Raw genomic sequence first — 22,590 nt, 5'->3', positions numbered from 1 at the left:
GTTACTTTTTTCGTGCAAGCGGGGCAGGTACAACCTGCCCCGCTTGCAGGTTCAGATGCGGACGGTCTTGTAGAGAAAGTTTTTGAATTTATACAGCATTTTTCGCTGTTCGTCAGCGCTGCTTTCCTCCGGGATTGCCCGCAGGTAACGGGCAACTCCGGGAAGGGTGCGGCCTGCCGCAGAACGGGCCTTTTCCAGCACCATCCTGACCACATCCCGGGAAATATCGTTACGGGAAAACGGTTCGTAAATATCCTGCCAGAAGTTTCCCCCCTGCAGAATCCGCTCAAGAATATCCGCGGCCAGTTTGCCCGTCAGCTCCCGTGCGCCGGTGCCCTTGACGCTGCTTGGGCCAATACCGGCAATGGCTTGGCGTACGGCCTGCGCGGACAGTGTGCTTCCGCGCCGGAAGAAAAGCGCCCGGAGCAGAATGGAGCGCAGTTCCCGAATGTTACCCTCATACTGGTGCCCCACCAACAATGCTTTCGCCTCGTCGGACAGATGGGGCGGTGATTCGGGGTCATCGGTGCCGCGGTAGGTGCGGTACAGTTTGCCCAGAAAGTGGACCGCCAGGTCGGGAATGTCCTCCCGTCGTTCGTTCAGCGAGGGAAGGCGGATGGAAAGTTCGGCCAGGCGGTGGTACAGGTCCTCCCGGAACCGACCGGCGGCGATTTCCTGGGGCAGGTCCTTGTTGGTGGCAGCCACCAACAGTACCCGGCTGAAACGCTCCGTGTTCTCGCCCAGCCGTACGAAACCGCCGTTGTCCAGAAAACGGAGTAGCTGGACCTGGGTCTTGGGATCGGCATCACCGATCTCATCCAGAAAAACCACCCCGCCCATGCACTCTTCCAGGATACCCCGCCGATCACTGTAAGCGCCGGTAAAGGCGCCTTTTTTGTGTCCAAAAAGCTCGGAGTAGGTCAACTCGCCGCTGTAGGCGGCGATGTTGGTCTTCTTGACCGGCAGCTCGCCGGGGTTCGTGTCGGCGGTCTGGCTGCGGTACAGGGAATTGAGGGTGTTGTAGAGGTTGTTGAAGAAAAATTCCTTGCCGGAACCGGTGGGACCGGTGACCAGGATGGAGGGGAGGCCGATGGTGGCTTCCTGAATGACGTTTCTGCTCCAAAGCAGAATCCGGTTGCACAGGGGGGGAGATACCGTGCTGATGAACTCGACAATGGCCTGGGAGGTGGGGGCAAGGCCGATGATGTTACCCAGCCGGTAGGAGGATATCTGCGGGTCCTTGTAGCCGACATCGGTGGTCAGTCGTTGTACCTGTCCCTGCAGCCGTTCGATCCGCTGCAGGTCGGAAAGATGCCGGGCGGTCAGTGAGCCGATAATCTGAAGAATGCGGCCGTGTTCCTCGGTGAAATAGCCGAAGCGCAACGAGTTCAGGCATATGACGGCGATTACGGCGCCATCGCAGATCACCGGCACGGCAATTTCACTTTTCAGCAGTTCACTCATGGAGCGATGGAATCCTTCCGCGCTCCGTTCCTCCTCAACACTGGCGATGATTTTCGGCTGACGGCTCCAGGCGACGTAGCCGGTCAGGCTGCGTTCTTCAGGGGACAGGTCGTGGCCGCCCACCGGAAAGGGAGGGATATAGCGTTTCAGCCATTCTTTGTTTTTAGCGCCGACAATCATTCCCTGTTCGTCTTCCACCACCAGCCACTGTCTGCCTTCCCGTTCCTCCACCAGTGCAATGCTGCCGGTGTCGGCACCAATCAACTCCGTCGCCTTGGCCAGCACCTTGGTCAGAAACGGCTGGAGCGCCTCGCCGCTTTCGTTCAGCAGATCCGTGATCTCGGAGAGCACTCTGATTTCAAGGTGTTCCCCGCCGATGCCGCCCACAACGCTTTCCACCATACGGGCATGGCTCTGGAGCAGCCCCATCTCGAACTCGGTGAAACGGTACTCGCCCTGGCAGAAGTAGTTGACCAGACAGATGACCCGATGGGTGCGGGGATCAAAACGCGGAACGACATAGAGGCTGCGCAGCGCCATCTCCTCAGTCAGGGCGCGCTTCTGGAGGTCGTGACGGGAAAGGTCGTCAATGAACAGCGGTTTCAGCAGGCGTTCATCACTGATAACTGCCTGTTCATCCACATAGCGGGAGATCAGGGAGCTGCCGGGTGCCAGCCAGATGGCTCCCAAGCGCTCATACTGCTCGTGCAGGTGGGGGTCTTCGGCATGGCTGGCCAGGATCTCGAGGGAAACACTGCCGTCCGGCTCCACCGCCGGCGTCAGCACCGATGCCAGTACCACCTTGTCCACCAGTCGTACCGCCGAGCGGACCATCTGGCCGGCAGCTTCCCGCTTTTTAGACTCCTCAAGGCGACGGGCCAGCTGCACCTGCTGGTGATAGCTGCGGGCTTCGTCCAGCCGGTCGGCGACGACAGCCATAAAGTCAGCCAGCCTGCTCTTGGTCTGGCCGCTCGGCTCCTGGTCGCCGACCTCCCGATCGAGACAGAGAACGCCGATGGATTTGCCGCGACTCACCAGGGGCAGGCAACTGCTGCCGGCGATGTCGAAACGCCGGGCTACCTGGCTGTCCAAGGTGTCGTCATCGGCTGTTGCCCGACGAAACTCAGCCGGATACTGGCCGGCAAATACGCGGGAGACCAAACTGTCCTGCGAAATCATCGGAAAGGCGATCTCTTTGATTTCGGAAGCAGCGGGGCCAACGGCATGGGCACAGGCCAAGGCGCCGGTAATCAGATCTTCCACGTAGATTCTGACCCGACCTAAGCCTGAGAGGTAGCTGACCCCTTCGGCCAGAACGTACAGCAGTTCAGTCTGGTTTTCCTTGCCGTAGCCGGCAATCTTGATCCGCAAGCCGTGCAGAAAGTCATCGTGTGCCATACATCCTCGTCCTGTCCTCGTATGTCAGTCCCGGGAGAGCGGTGCCTGTTCCGGGTCCACGCCGAAGTGCATACCGTCCCACGCGAACTCCACCCCTGCCGGCAGTCGGGCGCCGTCGGCATGGGATACTTCATGGGTCAGGTGGGTCAGTATGATCCGAATGGCGCCAATAGTGCGGGCTGCGGCAATGGCAGCGTCGATGTTGAAGTGAAAGGGATGGGGGCTCCAGCGCAGGCCATCGATGACGACGGTATGGACACCATGCAGAAGGTGTTCCGAAGCTGGCGGTATGGCGCTGCAGTCGGTCAGATAGGCAAAGGTGCCGATCCGGTAGCCGCAGGAGCTGCCGGTGCCGTGCTCAAGGGGAACGGGGATAATCCGGAGGCCGAACAGCTCGAACGGACCATCGATCTCGACCGGCTCCAGCAGGGGAGGGTGCGTTGCGCCTTCATCCCGAACGAAGACATACCTGAAACCGGCCTGCAGGCGCGCCAGAGTTGCTTCGGTGCCAAAACAGGGAACGAGGCGCCGGTGCAGGAAGTGAAAGCCCCGCAAGTCATCGATGCCGTTAATATGATCGGCATGGGCGTGGGTAAACAGAACCCCGTCTATCCGGTCGACCTGCTGGCGCAACATCTGTGTGCGCAGATCGGTGGACGTATCCACGAGAATCTTGTGCCCGTTGTGGGCAATCAACAACGATGCCCGGCTGCGTCGGTCGCGGGGATCCGAGGAGCGGCAGACCGGGCAGGTACAGCCGACCATCGGTATCCCGGTCGAGGTTCCGCTTCCCAGAATTGTGATTTCCATGGCATAGGCACCATAGCAGAGCTTTTTTTGCCCGGCAAGGCGGTTTTCCCCCATTGGTGCAGGCCGTCGGCCCCGAGAACTAAATGCTTGTGGTTTGTTGGCCGATAATATAACAAATAGTGCGGTTATGCGTTCAGGGCGTATCGGAGCGGAGGAAACCATGGGAAATGCCGGTGTCATGCGACTACATGTACTGCTCATTCTGGCCGGTATGCTAGCCGGATGTGCGGCAGTGCCTATGCCCGTGGTAATGGATAGTCACGTGCAGCGCCGGATCATTACCCCGTGCGATGACGATCAGTTCTGCTTCCGCCGTTCGTACGAAGTACTCTGGGACACACGCTGCGTACAACAGGTGGAAGAGGAGGGGACCGTCGTATGCAGCAAGGGGAGCAGGAACGTGCAGGTACAGGCCGGCTTCCCGGTCTCCTATCGAAGTCTGGAGCAGATTGTTGAAACCGGTGACGAAGGCTACCAGGTGGCCTTGCCGGCTGCCGGAGCAGTCAAGATCCGGCGGTAATGGGGGCTGACGATGCAAACGCCGGGAGCAGCGGAGGTGTCATGAGAAGAGAAACGACGTCCATGGTCCGGCTTGCCGCCGTGATGGGGCTGGCGCTGCTGGCGGGGTGTACGGCGAATGTTGCGACGATTCAGCCGAATCAGCGCCATATTGTGCATGAACAACTCGTCCTGCCCGCCTCCGGCAGTCAGCTCGGTGCCCTGAATGCGCGGATTATTTTCATGGCTGACCAGTTGGAACGGAACTTGGACCGGAAAGACCTTGCCGACGGTATTGTCGTCACCAGTTTTGTCAATCTGGACCGGCTTGCCGAAACTACTCCCCTGGGCAGGCTCATTGCCGAAAATATCATGCATGAGCTGCAGGTGCGCAAGTGGCGGGTTCATGAGTTGCGTCTCAATCGTGATATTGCCATCAGCGAGCAAGGCGAGTTCACGCTCAGTCGTGATACGGCTCTGCTGCGGGAGCAGCCCAAGGTCAGCGGTATCGTTGCCGGTACCTATACGTTGATCGGCGGCGGTATCGTTGTCAATGCACGCCTTGTAGATCTCGCCAGGGGTGCCGTGATCTCCTCAGCCCAAGCCCTGCTGCCGGCAGCGCTGCTGGGTGAGCAGAACCTGCCCCGAAAAGAAGGGGAAAAGGCGGTGAACGGCGGCCAGCGTTCGATGAAAATAGTTGGCGATGCTTCGTAAACTCTCGGCGTGTGCCGATGACGCCGCGTAACCAGGAGGCCTGATTTGACGTCTCGCGTTATTGCAGTTTTGCTCTGCTGTAGTCTGCTTACCGGTTGTATTGCCGGGCTGCAGGGGCCCTGTTCCGGAAAGCCGCTGCCCCAGTTGCTCGATGCGACCGATCTGAAGCCTCTGTTTCTGGATATGGCCCGGGAGTTGTGCATGGATCAGCCCGGTGGGGGGAGCGGCAAGGAGCAGGCGTGTCGACATGACGCTACAGGACGTCAAACAGTGCTGGTGACGGATTTCGTTGATCTCAGGACGCTGGTGCCGGAACAGTCCGGCCTGCTGATGGGAGAGCTGATGCGGGGCAGTCTGAATCAGGCCTGCTGCTACGGCATTGTGCAGGCAGAGTTCGGCAAGCACTTCAAGCTGAGTGACAGTGGTCTGATCTCGCTGACCCGGCGGGTCAAGGAAATCGGCAAGGATGACTATATGCAGCCGGAGGCGATTGTCGGTACCTATAGCCATCTCAATAACGGCAAGGTGCTTCTCTTTGTCAGGAGGATCGACACCGCCTCCGGCCATGTTGTCAAAATGGTGACCCGTGAACTGGATTATGCCTGCGGCGGCAGGCTGATAACCTATGGTGTGCGTTGACAAGACCGGCCACAGTCGGTGGAGCTGTCATGAAACATTTCCTCTGTCATAGTCTTCTGGTATTGGTGCTGATCGTATCCGGGGGCTGCTCGGCATTGCCGCTGGGTGGCAGTGCCGGTCCCCTGCCACCGGTTCTTGCCATGGAAGAGGTGAACCGCCCCTACGTGAGCCTGGGGCGGATCACAGTAAAGCGTACCGTCAATATCACCGATTATGCCGTCCCCCCCAACCTTCAGGAGTGGGCGTTGCAGGCCCTGCGCGAGGAGGCGGGAAAACTCGATGCGGATGCGCTGATCCTGCCTGAAATATCGAGTCGGGAAGTAAGTATCGTCGGGCTTCCCGCATTCCCTGCCACGGAATACCGGGCAGTCGGCGTTGCCATACGATTTTCCCGTTAGGGGGCAGTAGAGGCAGAGAGAGGCGAGTCCGTCTTCAGTGCCGCTCCCAGGCCGTCGGCCAGAAACTCCCGCGAGTAGCGAACATAATTATCCGCAGATTTTTTCAGCCAAGCAACTTCCTCGTCGGTCAAATCCCGCTTGTAGCGTGCCGGTGCGCCAACCCATAAGGTGCGGGGAGGGATGATGGTCCCTTCCGTCACCAGCGCGCGAGCACCGACCAGTGCCCCCTCACCGACCACCGCCTTGTCCATGACCATGGCCTGCATGCCGATAAAACAGCCATCGTGCAGCGTGCAACCGTGCAGGGTGACGCTGTGGCCGACCGTGACGTCGTCGCCGATCACCAGAGGGGCTCCCGGGTCGTCAGCATTTTTTTTGTGGGTGACGTGCAGCATGGTCAGGTCCTGAATGTTGCTGCGCGCACCAATGGAAATCGAATTCACGTCGCCCCGGGCAACAACGTTGTACCAAAGACTTGCGTCCGGTCCGATGGTCACGTCGCCCAGCACCACCGCTGTTTCCGCGATAAATGCGGATGGGGCAATTTGGGGCTGCATCGTCTTGAATGCTCGAATCATGCGTTGATCTCCTCCATTGTGCGAATTCAATAGGTGGGGCAGTATAGCGAGGCCGGCCGGCCGGCGTCCATTCTTTCCTTGCGGCATCTGTCGCCGGGCAGAAAATCCGTACCCCTTTGTTTTGACAGTGAGCATTCGGTATGGCATAGTAAGCCGGATTGCCGTGTCGGCGTGGAGGTGGTATGAAACGGATTGCTTTAGGTATAGTAATGGTTTTTTTCGTGGCGGCCAGTGCCCTGCAGGCGTTCGGCGCCGAACCGCTGCGTGTGTTTGTCGGTGAATTTACCGTGGTGGGCGGCCAAGCCAAGGAGGATGCCAGATCAGCGGTGCAGGCGCTGCTGGCCTCCCGTATCGGCGGTCCCCGTATTCTGGCCGTCGCTTCCGCCGCTGAGGCTGAGGTGACGGTCAACGGAACCTATCTGGTCATTGGCAAGAATTATAGTCTTGACGCCGTAGCTAAGGGAACGGACGGGCAAACCATTTCCCGTACCTTTGTTCAGGGAGAAGGTGGGCAGGAGGTGCTGTTCGGTGCTGCCGGGGCTTTGGCGGAAAAGTTGTCCGCCGACCTGGTGAAGCAGGCGGATGCCGGCCGCATTCCCCGTGTTTCCCGTGGTGCTGGAGCTGTGCAACCGCCGGTGGCTGCAAAGGCGGTCGTGCCTTCGGATATTGTGCGTGCGGACGCCGCTCCCGTCCAGAGAATGCCCCAGGCCGACATCATCCGCTCCGAGGAATTTCGGCGTGGTACTCCCAATGCCGGTGAAATCAGGCGCCTTGACGGGGTGTTCAACTTGATGACGCCGGGAGGTGCTGGAGCTGACGGCAAGCGTTTGCTGTTCCTTGCCACCAGTCGCACGGTCCAGCTGCATCGGGAGGGTGAAACGCATGCCATAGCCGGCTTTACGGTCGGTGTTGCTCAGAAAATCATCGGACTGGACTACGTCGACGGTGACGGCAATGGTACGCCGGAGCTGTACGTCACGGTGATGAATCAGGGTGAAGTGGCGTCCCAGGTGTGGGAACTCAAGAACAACAAGCTGGTCAAGGTGGCAGAAGATATCCCCTACTTTTTCCGCGCCATCGCCTTGGCGGGCGGACCGTTCAAGTTGTACGCCCAGGAGCAGGGGCGTGGCCGCGACCAGTTCTACGGCGATGTGTTTGAAGTGACGCGGAAAGGGAAGAAGATCATTCGAAAAGCCAGGGTGCCGATGCCGCGCTATGGCAATATTTTCAGTTTTAACCAGTTCCGTGCCAACGGGGAATTGCTGACGGTTGTCTACCATGAAGAAAATTATCTGATCGTGTATGACAAGACCCAGAAGGAGCTGTGGCGCAGCAACGACCGGTTCGGCGGTTCGGAGTTGTACTATCAGGTCGAGGATCTGGACAATGCGAGGATTAGTGGTGACAAGTACCGTTGGTTCTTCCTGAATCAGCGCATGCAGGTAACCACCAAGAACGAACTGCTGGTGGGTAAAAATGAAGGATTCTTCGTGATTGGCAATGCCCGGATGTACAAGAAGGGTGCCGTCTACAGCCTGTACTGGAATGGGGCAGCCCTGGAAGAAGCCTGGCGTACGAAGGATACCCAAAACTATATGCCGGACTTTTATTTTGACGAATCCCGCAATGAACTGCTGTTGCTGCAACTGAACCAGCGAGAAGATGTATTGCTGCGCACGAAGGGGGCTTCATCCCTGCAGATCAAGAAGGTTGAGTAAGTTCTGAAAGCGTATCAGTCGGATAACGGACTTCCCCGCGGCGTCAGTGATTGTCTGCCGGCACGGGCGGCGGCTCTTTCGGCACTTGAGCGGCATTTGCTGCGGATTGCCGAATCCTGGGGGTTCCAAAGGATTGTGCCGCCATCCCTGGAGTTTGAGGATGTGCTAGTCCAAGGGATGGGGGAGGGGTTGCGCGGGCGCAGCTTTCGTTTCGACGACTGGCAGTCGGGCCGGCTGCTTGCGATTCCGCCCGACATTACTCCTCAGGTCGCCCGTATCGTTGCAACCCGGCTGAAGGGGTGGCCACTACCCCATCGCCTCTGCTATTCCGGCCGGGTCCTGCGCCACACCGAATTGCAGACCGGCCGCAGCAGGGAGATCCTGCAGGCCGGTGTCGAGTTGATCGGCCTGGAGTCCCCCGAAGCCGATGCCGAGATGATCGCCATGACAGTCGAGGTGATGCAGGCTGCTGGGCTGCGTGAATTTAAAATTGCCCTTGGCCAGACCGCATTTTGTCGCGGTGTTTTTGAGGCATCCGGCCTTGCCGAGGGACCGCGGGCAGAGTTGCGCGAAGCTATTTCGCGCAAGGATACAGCGCATGTTGCCGACATCCTGCACCGGTATCCGGTTCCCCCGGCATCCCAGCGAGAAATAGCCTTGTTGCCGCGTCTTTTTGGCGGGATAGAGGTCGTCGCGACGGCGGAGGCTGCGGTCAGCAATCCGACATCCCGGCAGGCACTGGCAAACATCCGCGAAGTGCTGGATATTCTTGACCTGCATGACGTCACAGGATATCTCACCGTTGATCTCGGGGAAATCCGGGGGCTTGACTACCATACGGGCCTGACCTTTGAGGGATTTGTACCGGGCAGTGGCGAGAGCCTCTTCAGTGGCGGTCGCTACGATGATCTGATGGCCCGGTTTGGGACGCCGGCTCCGGCCACCGGTTTTACGTTCAATCTGCAAAATGTGCTTCAGGCCCTTGAGCGTCAGAAGGGCTTGACGGAGCCCCGTCGGGACATTCTCCTGTTCAACAGGTGCGAGGAGAGGCGCCACGCTCTCGACATCGCGCGCCACTTGCGGCAGCGCGGTTATTCCGTGGCTCGGGACATTATCCGGCGAGATCAGCCGGCATCCCTTGAGTATGCGCAGCAAAACGGTATCGAATGGATGGTGGTTGTTGCAGGCGACGGTGGTGTGCAGGAGAAGGCACTGACCGTGATAGGAACGGTAAGCAGACAGGAACGGCAGATGACGCAACAGGAGCTGTGGGCGCTGTTTCCGGCGCGGCACTGAACGATACAGGAGCGAACAGCATGGCAAACGTGGTGGTGGTCGGTGCCCAGTGGGGCGATGAAGGCAAGGGCAAGGTCGTTGACATTTATACTGAATATGCCGACGAAATTGTCCGGTACCAGGGTGGGAACAACGCCGGGCATACGCTGGTGGTCGGCGAGGAGAAAGTTGTTCTGCACTTGATACCCTCCGGCGTTCTCCATGCGGGTAAGCGCTGCATTATCGGCAATGGTGTGGTGCTTGATCCGGAAGTCTTCATCATGGAGGTTAATCGCCTGAAAAGTGCGGGACGTCTGCAGGATGACGCGTCTCTGCTTCTTTCGGAGTCGCTGCATATTATTATGCCGTACCATAAGCGTCTCGATATCGCCCGTGAAGCCCAGAGTGGCGACAAAAAGATCGGTACCACCGGCCGTGGTATCGGTCCCAGCTACGAAGACAAAATCGGGCGTCGCGGTGTCCGCCTGATGGACCTGCTCGATCCGGTCGTCTTTGCCCGTCGTCTGCGGGAGAATCTGGATGAGAAAAATGTGCTGCTGGAGCGGTTGGGAGAACCGGCACTGGGATACAATGAAATCTATCGGCAGTATCAGGACTACGCCGAGACGCTGAAGAAATACGTTGCCGATACGGCGCTGGTGCTCGACCGCTCTCTCAAGGCCGGTAAGCGTCTGTTGTTCGAGGGTGCCCAGGGCACACTGCTCGATGTGGACCACGGTACCTATCCCTTTGTCACCTCTTCCTCCACCTGTGCAGGTGGTGCGGCAACCGGAAGTGGCGTCAGTCCGCGCGCGATCCATGAGGTAATCGGCATTTCGAAGGCATATGTGACGCGGGTGGGGAGTGGGCCGTTCCCAACGGAGCTTCTTGATGAAACCGGTGAGAAGTTGCGTCAAGTCGGTGGCGAGTTCGGGGCCACAACCGGTCGTCCCCGTCGCTGTGGCTGGTTTGATGCTATGGTTATCCGCTATGCCGTGAGGATCAATGGCCTGACCGGTATTGCCCTGACCAAGCTGGATGTGCTATCCGGCTTCGAGACAATCAAGGTGTGTACCGGCTATCGTTTCGATGGGCAAATGCTTGAGACCCTGCCGGCAAAACTTGAAACCTTTGCGGCCTGTGAGCCGGTGTACGAAGAGTTGCCCGGCTGGCAGGCGGATATTACCGGGGTGCGTGCGTTCGGAGATTTGCCGGAGAACGCCCGGCGTTACGTGCGCAGGCTGGAGGAGTTGGCGGGGTGTCCGATTGTTATGGTCTCCGTTGGCCCGCGACGGGATCAGACCATTATTTTAAAAAATCCGTTTGAGGCATAAAAACAGGTTGACACCATCTGAGGCAGTATAGTATATAGATTGTCCTTGCGAGCCGCTAGCTCAGATGGTAGAGCACCTGACTTTTAATCAGGTGGTCGTTGGTTCGATCCCAACGCGGCTCACCACCATGCGTCCCCTTCGTCTAGCCCGGCCCAGGACACCGCCCTTTCACGGCGGCGACAGGGGTTCAAATCCCCTAGGGGACGCCAATTAAAACTAATCCGGCACTCTTTACTAAGAGTGCCGGATTTTTTTTGCCGCTACTCAGCCATGGTTCCGTATGATACCGGCCAGCATGGCATCAATTTCCTCAACGATCTCCTGTGGAAGCTCCTCGGTCTGGCTGATGCGCTGCAGCAGGTCGGCTTGGACAAACGAGGGAAGCAGTTTGAGGATTTCTCCGGCCTGCTCAGACGGCAAGCGGCTCAGGGCCACAGCTACGATTTGGGGATGCTCGTGCAGCAGGGCTTTGGCAACAGTACGATAGTCCATAGCAACCTTACCTTTGCATTTGAGGGCTTCTGCAGTATTCTGAGACCATGTTGATTCTCATGTGCTGTGTACTCGTCGTGCTTGCGTTTCCCGCCCAGGTGCTGGCCTGGGGAGGGGGGACGCATTTGGCGCTTGGCCTTGAAGTGCTGAGCCGTTCGGCAGAACTGCCCCCTGCCTTGGTTATGCTGCTTATGCGCCATCCTAATGACTTTTTGTACGGATGTCTGGCGGCGGATATCACGGTAGGCAAAAAGTTTACACACTATCTGTTGAATTGCCACCGCTGGGGTGTCGGCGAGCGGGTGCTGCAGGTGGCTGAAACTGATCAGCAGCGGGCGTGCGCATACGGCTATCTCTGCCACCTTGCGGCAGATGTCGTTGCGCACAATTATTACGTGCCGTTCAAAACGGTGCAGTCGTTCGCATCCGTTGCGCTACGCCATACATACTGGGAGCTGCGTTTCGAAGCACTGGTTGATCCGGCAGTCTGGAAACGGGCGCGGGGCATCTGCAAAAATGGCCGTACTCTGGACGATGAGTTACTGCGTCGGGTAGTCACCCCGACTATTTTTTCCTTTGGCACCAGCCGCCGGATATTCAACTCACTTTTACTGCTGTCGCGACTGAAGCGCTGGCAGAAACTGATCCGCGGGCTTTCCGGCCGCTCGCGTCATCGTCTTGTCACTTCCGAACGGAATGAATATTTTGAAGTGACCATGGGAGCGGTCATGGATCTGCTGACACACGGGCCTGACGCGGCCTGTCGCCTGCTTGATCCTACCGGGGAGGACGCCCTGAGCATATCGCAAGATATTCGCCGTACCCTGCGGGCACGCTATCATATGGGAATGATGTCCAGGGAGGAAGGAGTCGAGCGGGTTGAGTCCTTGCGTCCTCTCTTCCGTCAGGCGCTGCATCAGCCGGAGCTGTTGAGGGAGCTGCAGCACCGTTGCAACAGTTAGCCCGCACCTCAAACAGCGCGCTGTCTGCTCTCCTGAATTCGATCCAAGATAATATGTGCAAGCAGTTCCTTGGACATGAGCTCCAGCTGCTCCTCATGCCCGTCACGTCTGATCAGTCGAACGATGTTGGTGGCTACATTGAACCCTGCTCCTACCTGGCTGACATCGTTGGCAACAATCATATCCAGATTTTTTGCCTGCAGCTTCGCAAGGGCGTGCGTTCGCAGATCAGTCGTTTCCGCTGCGAACCCAACCAGAAACGGACGATTCTGCAGTGCACCCAGTTCAGCCAGAATATCGGGATTTTTTTCCAGCTCAATCGTCAGTCGGTGTTCGTGTTTTTTCAGTTTTTCGCCACTGCGAAGCATGGGCCGGTAATCGGCAACTGCGGCTGCTTTGATGACGATGCTGCATGAAGCTACCTGTTCGAGAACCGTATCACGCATTTGCTGGGCGGTGGTTACCCGAAAAAGCGAAACACCAGCCGGTGGGGGAAGATCGGTCGGACCGCTGACCAAAACTACCCGCGCCCCGCGATTCCTTGCGGCGCGAGCCAGTTCATAGCCCATCCTGCCCGAAGAGTGGTTGGTAAGATAGCGGACCGGATCAAGCTCCTCGCGGGTGGGACCTGCAGTAATCAGGATCGTTTCAGCCGAAAGATCAGGCGGGGTCACAAGGCGGCAGGCTTCTTCGGCAATCGTTGCCGGGGAGGCAAGGCGCCCACTTCCCGACCAGCCGCAGGCAAGATCGCCTGTTTCCGCATCGACAAACCGGTAGCCAAGCTCGCGGAGTCGCGCCTCGTTCTGCTGATAGATCGGATTGCTGTACATATTGACATTCATCGCCGGAGCAAGCAGGACCGGCGCCTTGGTTGCCATGACCGTGGTGGTAAGGAGGTCGTCGGCAATCCCGGAGGCAATCTTGCCGATGATGTTTGCCGTTGCCGGCGCGATTACCAGCAGGTCGGCACGGTCCGCCAAAGAGATGTGGCCGATCTCCTGTTCGCGATACAACGCAAAAAGCTCGGTATGCACCGGGGTGCCAGAAAGGGTCTGAAACGTCAGGGGAGTTACGAACTCCATGGCAGAGCGGGTCATAACGACGTGGACCGTCGCGCCGCCCTTGGTGAAAAGGCGGAGCAGCTCCACCGCTTTATAGACGGCAATCCCCCCGCTTACCCCCAGAACGATAGTTTTTCCGTCGAGATTCATGGGCTCAGTCCAGATAGGGGTTATGGTGCTTTTCATGGCCAATGGTGGTGGAGGGACCGTGACCCGGCCAGACTCTAACCTGGTCCGGCAGAGTAAACAGACGTGTCCTGATCGAAGTCACCAGTTGTTCGTGGGAGCCGCCAGGCAGGTCGGTGCGGCCGACACCATCGGCAAAAAGGGTGTCTCCACTGATCAGGGTCTGCGCAGACTCCACGTACAGACAACAGCCTCCCGGCGTGTGACCCGGCGTATGGATAACACGGAGTCGATGAAGACCAAATGCTAACTCCGAGCCGTCCTCAAGGAAGTGGTCCGCGTCCGGTGAATTTTCGCCCGGTATACCATACATCGCCGAAACCTGGGCAACTCTGGACAGCATGGGCGAATCGGCGCGATGTATCCAGAGAGGTGCTCCCGTAGCGTTCATCAAGCGACCGTTTCCGCCGGTATGGTCGAAGTGGCCGTGCGTATTGATGATGCCGACAGGCGTGAGCTTGTGCTCGGCGAGCCTGGCGACAATTTTGTCCACGTCACCGCCCGGGTCGACAACCAGCCCCTCGCCGGTTTGTTCGCACCCCAGAATAATGCAGTTGACCCCGAGGGGCCCAACCACGACAACGTCAAAGATCATCGCGAACTCCTTTGCAGTCGCTTGCCGATACCGGCGTTTGATGATATGGTTTGCTCACGAGGAGGTGTCCCGCCATGGTAAAAAAACCGTTTGTCGATCCGGATGTCTGCATCAGTTGCGGACTGTGCGTCAGTGTCTGTCCCGGTGTATTTCACTTCAACAGTGCTGGCAAGTCTGAATGTTACGACCCTGAGGGGGCCACTGAAGCGGAAATCCAGTCAGCCATTGACGGTTGTCCGGTTCAGGCGATCAGCTGGGCTTCCTGAAACTTTATCCAAGGAGAGAATTTCATGCAAAAGTATGTCTGCACCATCTGTCAGTACGAGTACGATCCCGCTGCCGGCGATCCGGACCACGGCATTGCGCCGGGTACCGCCTTTGAAGATATTCCCGCCGACTGGTGTTGCCCGTTGTGCGGTGCCGGCAAGGACGCTTTCGAGGAAGCGTAGGATGTCCCCGCCGGGGCGGCCGAACGGCCGCCCCTACAGTTCCTCATCAACAACCGCCAGGAATTCTTCCAGCTCAGCAGGCTGCAGGTCTCCCATGTGGGCAATTCTGAAGGTCTGTCCTTTGATCTTGCCGTAGCCGTCGTCGAAGGCATATCCACGCTCGCCGAGCCGCTTTTTCAAGCCCGCCAGGTCGATGCCGCGGCTGTTCTCCACGCAGGTCAGAGTCAGCGAGCGATATCCTTCCGGAGCAAAAAGTTGGAATCCTCGCTCGCGGACAAAGCTGCGCGTCTGTTCCGCCATCAGTCGGTGGCGGTCCCAGCGCGCCTCAAGTCCTTCGCTGAAAATACGCTGCAACTGGCAATCCAATCCATAGATTAATGAAATACAGGGGGTTGACGGCGTATTGTTCTTGTCGTCGTTGCTGGAAAACTCCATGAAATCAAAATAATAGCCCCGGTTTTCAACGGAAGCGGCCCGCTTCAGCGCCTTCTCGGTGGCGGTGAAGACCGCCAGCCCGGGAGGCAAAGCCAACGCCTTCTGGACGCCGAAAATACAGCAGTCGATCCCCAGTGCCTGTACCGGTATCGGTAGGGCACTGACCGAGGATACCGTGTCGACAATGAAGACGACGTCGGGATACCTGCGCATGATATCGGCAATCTCGGCCAACGGGGACATGACGCCGGTAGATGTCTCGTTGTGGATCATGGTCATGCTGTCGTACTTGCCGGTTGCAAGCGTTCGCTCCACCAGTTCGGGGGTTATCGGCTGTCCCCAGGGAACGCTGATGGCATCGGCATCCTTGCCGCAGCGGCGGGTAACATCATGCCATTTGTCGGAAAAGGCGCCGTTGCAGAAGTTGGCACACCGCCCTTTGACCAAGTTGCGCACCGCGCCCTCCATGACCCCGAAAGCGCTGGAGGTGGCCAAAAACACCCGATCTTCCGTGCTGAGCAGGCGCTTAAGACCGGTGGTGACGCGGCCGTGCAGTTCGGCGTATTCCTTCATCCGATGACCGATCATTGGCTGCGACATTGCGGTAAATATTTCCGGCGCAATGTTGATGGGACCCGGGATGAACAGTTTCTGTGTCATGAGTGCTCCTGGTGCCATATTTACACTGATACGTAAGAAAATAAAGGTAGTTCAGGCTAGCAAATGGGGGGGGTGAAGTCAAGCGCCCCCGGCTGTGAGCTTCCGGGTAATGAATTTTAGTCGTATGAAAAAAAGTGTATTGTACGGTTGCACGTTGCAAATTGTGTGTTAGCGTATACAGAGTTTTTAGTGGTACCAACTTATTTTATGCGGAGGTTGCCCCATGAGGAGAGTCGTCGGCTGTGTGCTTCCCTTCCTGTTGCTGATGCTGGTTCAGTCTGTAACGGTCTACGCCGAGCAGGGAATGGCCATAGACCCGGCCACCTGTCTCGGCTGCCACAGCACCAAAATCTCCGTAAAAGCCTTTGCCGATTCGGTGCATGGCAAGAATGCCTGTACCAGCTGCCATACGGACATTACCGACCTGGTCAAGCATATGACCAAGACGGTCAAGACGCAAAAGGTCTCCTGCGAACGCTGTCACAAGAAGGTGAACTCCGAGCATTTTGCCAGCGTCCATGCCGCCAAGGATGTGACCTGCGCCAACTGCCATACCGATATCCATACCCACACCTACTGGAAAAATGACAAACGCAAGGTGGTGGAAAAATGCAGCCAATGCCACGACAAGGGGAAAGAGTTCCAGCTGTCGGTACACGGCAAAGGCGTTGCCAAGGGTAACCCGGATTCAGCCGCTTGTAATGACTGTCACAATCTCCACGCCATCTCCGCCCTCGGCCCCAAGGGCTCCCATGCCGAGCGGGAATTCCATACCAAGGTCTGCATGAAGTGCCACAGCGACGAGAAGATGATGGCCCGCAACAAGGTGTTCAATGTTGCCACCAAAACCTATCTCGATAGTTATCACGGCAAGAACTACCGGCTCGGTTTTCCGGAAAAAGTCGCCGGCTGCTCGGACTGTCATACCGCCCACGCCGTGCTGCCCCATACCGATCCGCAGTCGAGCGTGCACCCCAACAACCTGGTGCAGACCTGTGCCAACTGCCACGCCAAGGCAACGCCGCTCTTCACCAAATTTTACTCCCACGGAGAGCACAGTAACCGGGAAAAATATCCGATCCTCTACTATACCTTCATCGGTATGACCGGCCTGCTGCTCGGTACCTTTATTGTGTTCTGGATTCATTCACTGCTCTGGATGTTCCGCGGCTTTATTGAAAATCGGGAGCGGCAAGCCAAGCTGGTCGCCGGCGAGCACCACCATGTCATCAGCGATGCCCATAAGCCCTATCGTCGCTTCCGGCCGATCCATATCTTCCTGCATATCCTGGTCATTACCAGCTTCCTCGGTCTGTCCATTACCGGCATTCCGCTGAAGTTCAGCGATCAGGCCTGGGCCATTGCCATGATGAAAATTCTGGGCGGCACCGCCAATGCCGGCCTGATTCACCGCATCTGCGCCGTGATTACCTTTGTGTACTTTGGCGCCGCCTTGGTGATGAGCTTCCACTTCCTCTTCATCCGTAAGGATATCAAGGGCAATTTTATCCAGCGGCTCTTCGGGCCCGACTCGCTCTGTCCCAACCTGCGGGATGTCCGCGATGTGACCGCCATGGTCAAGTGGTTTTTCTTCAGGGGACCGAAGCCAACCTTTGATCGCTGGACCTACTGGGAAAAGTTTGACTTCCTCGCGGTCTTCTGGGGTATGTTCGCCATCGGCGGTTCCGGTCTGATGCTCTGGTTCCCTGAGTTCTTCGGCATGTTCCTCCCCGGCTGGGCCTTCAACGTGGCAACCATCATCCACTCCGACGAGGCCCTGCTGGCGACCGGCTTCATTTTCACGGTGCATTTCTTCAACACCCATGGCCGCCCGGAAAAGTTCCCGATGGATTTCGTGGTGTTCAATGGCCAGATTTCCAAGGAAGAAATGATCGAGGAGCGGGGCGACCAGTGGAAGCGCTATGAAGCGGAAGGGACCACGGAACAATACGCCTGCACTAAACCCAGCAGCGCGATCTAATGACTTCCTTTTCAAAGGCTTTGGTTTTGTTGCGGTCTTTATCGGCATTGGCCTGCTGGTGCTGATGATCATGGCCTTCATAGGGGGTAGCGGCCACTAAGGCGACACCCTGTCCGTCGAAGCTCCAAGCGGCCGCACCCGGTACCGGGTGCGGCCGCTTGCCGTTTGGCATGGAATCCATGTGCCGGCGGTGGTCGTGAGACCTGTACGGGCAAAGCGCTGGTTGGTTTCCTTGTGGTCTGCGGTTCGCCTGGATACGGCTTTTCAGTGGAGCTGGTCAGCGGCCCGTTTTCCAGCGCAAACAGTGCATTCGAAACATTTTTTGTTTGACAATGCCTTGACGGCGGTTTAGATACACTACTTTGCCGATTCTTTACTCAATCGCTGACATAGAGGAGGGGAACATGGATCAGAAAAAACCGAGAATTTACCAGTACCTGATGAACCTGTACAGCTTGGCCGGGTTCCTGATGGCCCTGGTGGCAACGGTCATCATCGTTGTTTTCGTGGCACTGGAAACTTTTACAGGCCTGGAAAATCCCTATTTGGGGATGTTCGTCTACTTTGCCTTTCCGGGGCTGCTGATTCTGGGCTTGCTGCTGGTCCCCTTCGGTGCCTGGATCACCAGAAACAAGTATCGCGCGCATCCGGAAGTCGAATTGCCGCCGATGCCCCGCATCGATTTTAATGATCCTCATTCCCTCAAGCTGACGATCTATTTTATCCTGTGTTCCGTTGTCTTTGTCCTGGTGGTTGGCGTTGCCTCGCTGAAAGGGTTCGAGTTTACGGAATCTCCCACCTTTTGCGGCGAACTGTGCCATACGGTCATGCAACCCGAGCATACCGCCTGGAAAAGTTCTCCCCACTCCCGGGTAAAGTGTGTTGAATGCCACGTCGGTCCTGGCGCCGAATGGTACGTCAAGGCAAAAATTTCCGGCCTGCGGCAGGTCTGGGCCGTGTTGACCCACTCCTGGCCGACACCGATCCATACCCCCATCGAAAACCTGCGCCCTGCGCGGGGAACCTGCGAGCACTGTCACTGGCCCGAGAAGTTCTATGCCGGACGCCAGAAGATTTTCTACCACTATGCCCCCAACGAGGAGAATACTCCCCGCGAGATCGACATGCTGATCAAGATCGGCGGTACGCCCAAAACCCCCAATGCCATGGGCATTCACTGGCATATCGGTCGTGAGGTGACCTTCATTGCCGACGACAAGCAGCGCCTGAGCATCCCCTACGTGGCGGTCAAAGGCGATGACGGCAAGATTACCGAGTACATGGACCCCAGCAAGCCGCTGTCCAAGGAAGAGATCGCCAAGGCTAAGAAGCGGGTGATGGACTGCACCGACTGCCACAATAAGCCGACCCATATCTACTACTCGCCCGGCGAAGAAATGGACCGCCACTTTGTTTCAGGCACCATCGACCGCAGTCTGCCGTATATCAAGAAAGTAGCCGTGGACCTGCTGGAAAAACCCTACAAGTCCGCAGAAGAGGCTAAAAAGGCACTGGAAAGCGGCATCCGGGAGTATTACGCCAAAAACTATCCGGATGTGACGACCAAGAAGGCCGCGGCACTTGAACAGGCGATCACGCAGATAAAAGCGATTTACGAGCGTAACTATTTCCCGAAGATGAAAGTGTCCTGGAGCACCTATCCGAACCACTTGGGCCATTTCTACACGCCGGGTTGTTTCCGCTGCCATGACGGGAAGCACAAGTCGCCCGAAGGCAAGGTCATTTCCAAGGATTGCAAGTTGTGTCACGACGTGCTGAACCAGGTGCAGGAAAACATTCCGGTCGGTAAGAAAGTCAGCGAGTTTGTGCATCCGGTTGATATCGGCAATGAACTTTATACGGTCAACTGCAGCGACTGCCATGCGGCCGGTGGTCACGATGTTGCCGGCGGTGGAAAGCAACACTAGACGGTACCCTGGATACACTGGGTTTGAATGCAGAAAGCCCCTGGCATTTTCCAGGGGCTTTCTGCGTTGTGCTTCTTCGTGAGTATATACGGACAGTGCTTCGTTAGCGGTGTAGCAGCTTACAGCTCTTCGAAAACGTCCGAGTTTCCCCCGTCATCATGCTCGCCGTCGGGAGTGTCCGGCGTTGTGTCAAGGGAGTCATCCATGATCATGTCGAGAAAACGGCGATTTTCGGCGATGTTTTTGCCGATGTCGGCCAGTAACTGTTCCAGGTTGTCCGATTCCAGCGGCATGTATTCCTCCTCCCCCTAGCGTCAGGCGCCGGAAAGTCCGTCAAGATACCGCTCGGCATCAAGCGCGGCCATGCAGCCGGTTCCCGCTGAAGTGATCGCCTGCCGGTAGACATGATCCTGTACATCGCCTGCGGCAAAAACACCTTCAATACTGGTCTGGGTGGCAAAACCTTCCGAACCGCCACGTGTCTTCAGGTAGCCGTCCTTCATCTCAAGCTGGCCTTCAAAGATGGTGGTGTTGGGAGAGTGGCCGATGGCCACAAAGATGCCGTCCAGGGCGACTTCCCTGGTTGAGTCATCGCGGACGTCTCGAATCCGCATGCCGGTAACACCGCTGGCATCCCCCAGCACCTCGTCAAGCACATGGAACCATGCAATGGTCACTTTGCCTTCGGCGGCCCGTGCCCGCAGTTTGTCGGCCAGGATCTTTTCCGAGCGGAACTGGCCGCGACGGTGTACGACGGTTACATGGGAGGCGATATTGGCGAGATAGAGTGCCTCCTCCACGGCGGTGTTGCCGCCGCCGATGACAGCCACCGGTTTGTTGCGGTAGAAAAAACCGTCGCAGGTCGCGCAGGCGGAAACCCCCTTGCCCTTGAACGCTTCTTCCGAAGGAAGGCCCAGGTAACGGGCCGACGCCCCGGTAGCAATGATCAGGGCATCACAGGTGTAGGTGGTGCTGTCACCCCGCAGCACAAAAGGACGCTGCTTGAGATCTGCCGACACAATGCTGTCGTAGATGATCCGGGTGTTGAAGCGTTCGGCATGCTGGCGCATTCGCTCCATCAAATCCGGACCCTGAACACCCGCATGGTCGCCGGGCCAGTTGTCCACCTCGGTGGTCGTGGTTAGTTGGCCACCGGGCTGCAAGCCGGCAATCACGACAGGATTCAGGTTGGCGCGGGCGGCATAGACAGCTGCTGTGTAGCCGGCAGGGCCTGAGCCGAGAACGATCAGGCGGTGATGGGTAGTCTGGGACATGGGGGATATCTCCTTATGCAAAAAGGTTCCTTGCAGTACACAAGGAACCTCACTTAGCATAATCGGCGAAAATTCTCCAGCCGTGTAACAGGCCGTGCGGGTCAGTGGGAGCGTAAGCCCTCAGCGATATTGAAGTTAATGTCAATCACGATAGTGAGCTTTTCCGGGCTGGGATCATGCATGATTTCAAAAAGGCGCTTATCCACGAACAGGCTCAAATTCAGGATATCCTGCCGGAGTTTTTCCGGCAGTTGATTCGCAGGATCCGACAGTTCTGCCTGAAAGAAACTCCAGACTTTCTGATTATAGCGAATGGCTTCCAGCAGTTTTTCACTCCTGCCGGGCATCTGCCAATTGTCTTGGACCGCCTTCAGAAGCAGACCGGCCTTGGTAAGGACCGAGGCTTCCAGCTCTCTGCCGCTCAGCTCCTGGGTCTGATGGGATTTGTAAACATCAAGCGGATTCTGGTACATCAATCACCTCGTCAAAACAGGCATGATTATGGGGGCAGTCTGCTAAAACGGCTTATTGGCCCAGCCGTTGAATTCGTCTGCAGTTGTATCCATGGATTTGCCGGTCTGGTCAACGCCCTTGAACTTGAAGGTCAGGCGCGAAAAATCAATGGTACCGGACAAGTCCTCGTTCTGGGTGATTGGAAAGTAAACGGTAGCCTGTCTGTCCACCGGGTTGTAGGTTACCCTGCTGGGCATGATGAAGGCTGCCCGATCCGATGAACGGTAAAGGCCGTTGTCATAGAGGCCGCCGGTTCCACCGCTGGACCGGCCGATTTTCCAGTTGGTTATGTTGGTGACCGATTTGGTGTCCATATCGGTGGAAAACTGGAAGGTCATACTGAACTCTTTTGAAGCACCGGGTTTGATGTACACCGAAGGATCAATGGCCAGAAGCGGCATGGTGCTGGTCTTGTACTTGAGCGTGCTTTGTTCGCCGATAACGGCCAGCAGTCTCGGTTTACGCAGCAGTTCCTCCAGGTCGGCGGCAAAAACATCTCCCTGGTCGGTGTCAAGCGCCTTCAGACTGGTGATCACCTCCTGGGCTTTTGCCTCCTCGCCCTGTTTGGCGTAAATCCTCCCCAACTCCACCATTGCAGGCGCAAAGTTCTTCTTCAGCTGCATGGCCTTCTGGAGCAGCGGTACCGCTTCACTGTAACGCTCCTGGGAGCTCAATGCGGTAGCCAGCCCGTAGTAGGCGTTGCCGTCAGTGGGAGCAAGGCGGACGGCCTGACGGAATTCGGCCTCTGCTTCCGCGGGCTTTTCCAATTGCTGGAGCAGCAGACCAAGGGTATAGTGGGGCAGGGCATTGGTCGGATCCGCCCGGGTGGCCGCTTTCAGGGAGGCTTGCGCTTCGGTATACTGCTTCTGGTCAATATAGAGGTTGGCCAGATTAACGTGGACTTCGGACTGGGTGTTGTCCAACTTGAGCGAAATGACGTACGCTCTGGTTGCATCCTTGTTCTGCCCGAGTTTCTGGTAGGCCTGCGCCATCATGTTGTACGCATCGACGTAGTCAGGCTTCAGGGCGGTCGCCTGGCGGAAGGCGGCGGCAGCCTCCTTGTATTTCTTTTTTTCCATCAGGCTGAGGCCGCTGCTGACTGCCGACGTGGCGACGCTTTCCCGGATGTTCTGCTGGGACGAAAGGGCGGAGAACATTTTGTCGACAAGGCTTTGGGATTCCATGGCAAGCCATCCTTTGCTGAGCAGGCTGAGAACTGCTGAAAAAT

At 57.4% G+C, this 22,590-nt stretch carries 23 protein-coding genes and 2 tRNA genes; 14 read left to right on the top strand and 11 right to left on the bottom strand.

Annotation, left to right across the window (positions count from 1 at the left end):
- Positions 1 to 51 precede the first annotated feature (51 nt).
- Both RAK07_RS13580 and RAK07_RS13575 read right to left on the bottom strand, forming a co-directional pair.
- Positions 52 to 2,862, bottom strand: coding sequence for a GPMC system transcriptional regulator (locus RAK07_RS13580; protein WP_305733371.1), 2,811 nt, complete (start codon positions 2,860 to 2,862; stop codon positions 52 to 54).
- Between the two features lie 24 nt (positions 2,863 to 2,886).
- On the bottom strand, positions 2,887 to 3,672 hold the full coding sequence (locus RAK07_RS13575) for a GPMC system MBL fold metallohydrolase (RefSeq protein ID WP_305733370.1): 786 nt from the start codon (positions 3,670 to 3,672) through the stop codon (positions 2,887 to 2,889).
- 238 nt (positions 3,673 to 3,910) lie between these two features.
- Here RAK07_RS13575 and RAK07_RS13570 point away from each other — a divergent pair, with 238 nt between their 5' ends.
- From RAK07_RS13570 to RAK07_RS13555, 4 genes are read left to right on the top strand one after another with little or no spacing between them, the layout of a single operon-like run.
- Positions 3,911 to 4,192 carry a hypothetical protein gene (locus RAK07_RS13570; protein WP_305733369.1) on the top strand — a complete coding sequence of 94 codons (282 nt, stop codon included), beginning with the start codon at positions 3,911 to 3,913 and terminating at the stop codon, positions 4,190 to 4,192.
- A gap of 41 nt (positions 4,193 to 4,233) precedes the next feature.
- Positions 4,234 to 4,884 carry a FlgO family outer membrane protein gene (locus RAK07_RS13565; RefSeq protein ID WP_305733368.1) on the top strand — a complete coding sequence of 217 codons (651 nt, stop codon included), beginning with the start codon at positions 4,234 to 4,236 and terminating at the stop codon, positions 4,882 to 4,884.
- Between the two features lie 45 nt (positions 4,885 to 4,929).
- Positions 4,930 to 5,523 carry a FlgO family outer membrane protein gene (locus RAK07_RS13560; RefSeq protein WP_305733367.1) on the top strand — a complete coding sequence of 198 codons (594 nt, stop codon included), beginning with the start codon at positions 4,930 to 4,932 and terminating at the stop codon, positions 5,521 to 5,523.
- A 29-nt stretch (positions 5,524 to 5,552) separates the two neighbouring features.
- Positions 5,553 to 5,921: a hypothetical protein gene (locus RAK07_RS13555; protein WP_305733366.1), complete on the top strand. Its 369-nt coding sequence runs from the start codon at positions 5,553 to 5,555 to the stop codon at positions 5,919 to 5,921.
- On the opposite strand, the gene RAK07_RS13550 is transcribed toward RAK07_RS13555, so the two are convergent.
- Complete coding sequence (locus RAK07_RS13550) at positions 5,918 to 6,499, bottom strand: gamma carbonic anhydrase family protein (protein WP_305733365.1); 582 nt, start codon at positions 6,497 to 6,499, stop codon at positions 5,918 to 5,920. The two genes, RAK07_RS13555 and RAK07_RS13550, sit on opposite strands and share 4 nt — an antisense overlap.
- Positions 6,500 to 6,825: 326 nt before the next feature.
- Between RAK07_RS13550 and RAK07_RS13545 the strand changes: the two genes are divergently transcribed.
- The 5 genes from RAK07_RS13545 (at position 6,826) to RAK07_RS13525 (ending at position 11,035) form a co-directional block, all read left to right on the top strand.
- Positions 6,826 to 8,217, top strand: coding sequence for a VCBS repeat-containing protein (locus RAK07_RS13545; protein ID WP_305733364.1), 1,392 nt, complete (start codon positions 6,826 to 6,828; stop codon positions 8,215 to 8,217).
- Positions 8,218 to 8,220: 3 nt separating this feature from the next.
- Positions 8,221 to 9,513, top strand: coding sequence for an ATP phosphoribosyltransferase regulatory subunit (gene hisZ / locus RAK07_RS13540; protein WP_374215787.1), 1,293 nt, complete (start codon positions 8,221 to 8,223; stop codon positions 9,511 to 9,513).
- Positions 9,514 to 9,533: 20 nt separating this feature from the next.
- The gene (locus RAK07_RS13535) at positions 9,534 to 10,826 is read left to right on the top strand and encodes an adenylosuccinate synthase (protein WP_305733362.1); all 1,293 of its coding nucleotides are present in this window, start codon (positions 9,534 to 9,536) and stop codon (positions 10,824 to 10,826) included.
- 49 nt (positions 10,827 to 10,875) lie between these two features.
- Positions 10,876 to 10,951 (top strand) — tRNA-Lys (locus tag RAK07_RS13530).
- Between the two features lie 6 nt (positions 10,952 to 10,957).
- Positions 10,958 to 11,035: transfer RNA gene (locus RAK07_RS13525), tRNA-Glu, on the top strand.
- A 55-nt stretch (positions 11,036 to 11,090) separates the two neighbouring features.
- On the opposite strand, the gene RAK07_RS13520 is transcribed toward RAK07_RS13525, so the two are convergent.
- Positions 11,091 to 11,318 carry a hypothetical protein gene (locus RAK07_RS13520; protein ID WP_305733361.1) on the bottom strand — a complete coding sequence of 76 codons (228 nt, stop codon included), beginning with the start codon at positions 11,316 to 11,318 and terminating at the stop codon, positions 11,091 to 11,093.
- A gap of 47 nt (positions 11,319 to 11,365) precedes the next feature.
- Between RAK07_RS13520 and RAK07_RS13515 the strand changes: the two genes are divergently transcribed.
- Positions 11,366 to 12,280, top strand: coding sequence for a zinc dependent phospholipase C family protein (locus RAK07_RS13515; RefSeq protein ID WP_305733360.1), 915 nt, complete (start codon positions 11,366 to 11,368; stop codon positions 12,278 to 12,280).
- An 8-nt stretch (positions 12,281 to 12,288) separates the two neighbouring features.
- Here the strand turns inward: RAK07_RS13515 and coaBC are convergent, their stop codons facing one another.
- Both coaBC and RAK07_RS13505 read right to left on the bottom strand, forming a co-directional pair.
- Complete coding sequence (gene coaBC, locus RAK07_RS13510; RefSeq protein ID WP_305733359.1) at positions 12,289 to 13,491, bottom strand: bifunctional phosphopantothenoylcysteine decarboxylase/phosphopantothenate--cysteine ligase CoaBC; 1,203 nt, start codon at positions 13,489 to 13,491, stop codon at positions 12,289 to 12,291.
- Between the two features lie 4 nt (positions 13,492 to 13,495).
- Entirely contained in the window at positions 13,496 to 14,122 is a 627-nt protein-coding gene (locus RAK07_RS13505) for an MBL fold metallo-hydrolase (protein ID WP_305733358.1), read from the bottom strand.
- Positions 14,123 to 14,196: 74 nt separating this feature from the next.
- On the opposite strand from RAK07_RS13505, the gene RAK07_RS13500 reads away from it, so the two are divergent.
- Complete coding sequence (locus tag RAK07_RS13500) at positions 14,197 to 14,388, top strand: ferredoxin (protein WP_305733357.1); 192 nt, start codon at positions 14,197 to 14,199, stop codon at positions 14,386 to 14,388.
- A 24-nt stretch (positions 14,389 to 14,412) separates the two neighbouring features.
- On the top strand, positions 14,413 to 14,571 hold the full coding sequence (gene rd, locus RAK07_RS13495) for a rubredoxin (RefSeq protein WP_305733356.1): 159 nt from the start codon (positions 14,413 to 14,415) through the stop codon (positions 14,569 to 14,571).
- A gap of 33 nt (positions 14,572 to 14,604) precedes the next feature.
- Here rd and RAK07_RS13490 read toward each other — a convergent pair whose 3' ends face one another.
- Complete coding sequence (locus RAK07_RS13490) at positions 14,605 to 15,666, bottom strand: pyridoxal-phosphate-dependent aminotransferase family protein (RefSeq protein ID WP_305733355.1); 1,062 nt, start codon at positions 15,664 to 15,666, stop codon at positions 14,605 to 14,607.
- Between the two features lie 223 nt (positions 15,667 to 15,889).
- Between RAK07_RS13490 and RAK07_RS13485 the strand changes: the two genes are divergently transcribed.
- A complete protein-coding gene (locus tag RAK07_RS13485) occupies positions 15,890 to 17,647 on the top strand; it encodes a cytochrome c3 family protein (protein ID WP_305733354.1) in 1,758 nt (585 codons plus the stop codon).
- Between the two features lie 404 nt (positions 17,648 to 18,051).
- Positions 18,052 to 19,575: a NapC/NirT family cytochrome c gene (locus RAK07_RS13480; protein ID WP_305733353.1), complete on the top strand. Its 1,524-nt coding sequence runs from the start codon at positions 18,052 to 18,054 to the stop codon at positions 19,573 to 19,575.
- Positions 19,576 to 19,694: 119 nt separating this feature from the next.
- On the opposite strand, the gene RAK07_RS13475 is transcribed toward RAK07_RS13480, so the two are convergent.
- The 4 genes from RAK07_RS13475 to RAK07_RS13460 all read right to left on the bottom strand — a co-directional run bounded on the left by RAK07_RS13475 (position 19,695) and on the right by RAK07_RS13460 (position 22,546).
- Positions 19,695 to 19,868 (bottom strand): hypothetical protein, encoded by a 174-nt coding sequence (locus RAK07_RS13475; RefSeq protein ID WP_305733352.1) that lies wholly within the window; start codon positions 19,866 to 19,868, stop codon positions 19,695 to 19,697.
- Between the two features lie 21 nt (positions 19,869 to 19,889).
- Positions 19,890 to 20,849, bottom strand: coding sequence for a thioredoxin-disulfide reductase (trxB, locus tag RAK07_RS13470; RefSeq protein ID WP_305733351.1), 960 nt, complete (start codon positions 20,847 to 20,849; stop codon positions 19,890 to 19,892).
- A 101-nt stretch (positions 20,850 to 20,950) separates the two neighbouring features.
- Complete coding sequence (flaF, locus tag RAK07_RS13465; protein WP_305733350.1) at positions 20,951 to 21,322, bottom strand: flagellar biosynthesis regulator FlaF; 372 nt, start codon at positions 21,320 to 21,322, stop codon at positions 20,951 to 20,953.
- Between the two features lie 42 nt (positions 21,323 to 21,364).
- On the bottom strand, positions 21,365 to 22,546 hold the full coding sequence (locus RAK07_RS13460; RefSeq protein ID WP_305733349.1) for a tetratricopeptide repeat protein: 1,182 nt from the start codon (positions 22,544 to 22,546) through the stop codon (positions 21,365 to 21,367).
- Positions 22,547 to 22,590 lie beyond the last annotated feature (44 nt).

The organism is Trichlorobacter ammonificans, assembly GCF_933509905.1.
Lineage (GTDB): Bacteria > Desulfobacterota > Desulfuromonadia > Geobacterales > Pseudopelobacteraceae > Trichlorobacter > Trichlorobacter ammonificans.
Note: the sequence above shows the minus strand (reverse complement) of the source record. Positions and strands in the feature narration are given on the sequence as shown.

Excerpts from the sequence above, each read along its gene's own strand:
- flaF (WP_305733350.1), bottom strand. The coding sequence starts at position 21,322 with ATGTACCAGAATCCGCTTGATGTTTACAAATCCCATCAGACCCAGGAG.
- RAK07_RS13565 (WP_305733368.1), top strand. The coding sequence starts at position 4,234 with ATGAGAAGAGAAACGACGTCCATGGTCCGGCTTGCCGCCGTGATGGGG.
- trxB (WP_305733351.1), bottom strand. The coding sequence starts at position 20,849 with ATGTCCCAGACTACCCATCACCGCCTGATCGTTCTCGGCTCAGGCCCT.
- RAK07_RS13535 (WP_305733362.1), top strand. The coding sequence starts at position 9,534 with ATGGCAAACGTGGTGGTGGTCGGTGCCCAGTGGGGCGATGAAGGCAAG.
- RAK07_RS13490 (WP_305733355.1), bottom strand. The coding sequence starts at position 15,666 with ATGACACAGAAACTGTTCATCCCGGGTCCCATCAACATTGCGCCGGAA.
- RAK07_RS13575 (WP_305733370.1), bottom strand. The coding sequence starts at position 3,672 with ATGGAAATCACAATTCTGGGAAGCGGAACCTCGACCGGGATACCGATG.
- RAK07_RS13480 (WP_305733353.1), top strand. The coding sequence starts at position 18,052 with ATGGATCAGAAAAAACCGAGAATTTACCAGTACCTGATGAACCTGTAC.
- RAK07_RS13580 (WP_305733371.1), bottom strand. The coding sequence starts at position 2,862 with ATGGCACACGATGACTTTCTGCACGGCTTGCGGATCAAGATTGCCGGC.
- RAK07_RS13505 (WP_305733358.1), bottom strand. The coding sequence starts at position 14,122 with ATGATCTTTGACGTTGTCGTGGTTGGGCCCCTCGGGGTCAACTGCATT.
- RAK07_RS13520 (WP_305733361.1), bottom strand. The coding sequence starts at position 11,318 with ATGGACTATCGTACTGTTGCCAAAGCCCTGCTGCACGAGCATCCCCAA.
- RAK07_RS13555 (WP_305733366.1), top strand. The coding sequence starts at position 5,553 with ATGAAACATTTCCTCTGTCATAGTCTTCTGGTATTGGTGCTGATCGTA.
- coaBC (WP_305733359.1), bottom strand. The coding sequence starts at position 13,491 with ATGAATCTCGACGGAAAAACTATCGTTCTGGGGGTAAGCGGGGGGATT.
- RAK07_RS13460 (WP_305733349.1), bottom strand. The coding sequence starts at position 22,546 with ATGGAATCCCAAAGCCTTGTCGACAAAATGTTCTCCGCCCTTTCGTCC.
- RAK07_RS13550 (WP_305733365.1), bottom strand. The coding sequence starts at position 6,499 with ATGATTCGAGCATTCAAGACGATGCAGCCCCAAATTGCCCCATCCGCA.
- RAK07_RS13570 (WP_305733369.1), top strand. The coding sequence starts at position 3,911 with ATGCCCGTGGTAATGGATAGTCACGTGCAGCGCCGGATCATTACCCCG.
- RAK07_RS13500 (WP_305733357.1), top strand. The coding sequence starts at position 14,197 with ATGGTAAAAAAACCGTTTGTCGATCCGGATGTCTGCATCAGTTGCGGA.
- RAK07_RS13485 (WP_305733354.1), top strand. The coding sequence starts at position 15,890 with ATGAGGAGAGTCGTCGGCTGTGTGCTTCCCTTCCTGTTGCTGATGCTG.
- RAK07_RS13515 (WP_305733360.1), top strand. The coding sequence starts at position 11,366 with ATGTTGATTCTCATGTGCTGTGTACTCGTCGTGCTTGCGTTTCCCGCC.
- rd (WP_305733356.1), top strand. The coding sequence starts at position 14,413 with ATGCAAAAGTATGTCTGCACCATCTGTCAGTACGAGTACGATCCCGCT.
- RAK07_RS13475 (WP_305733352.1), bottom strand. The coding sequence starts at position 19,868 with ATGCCGCTGGAATCGGACAACCTGGAACAGTTACTGGCCGACATCGGC.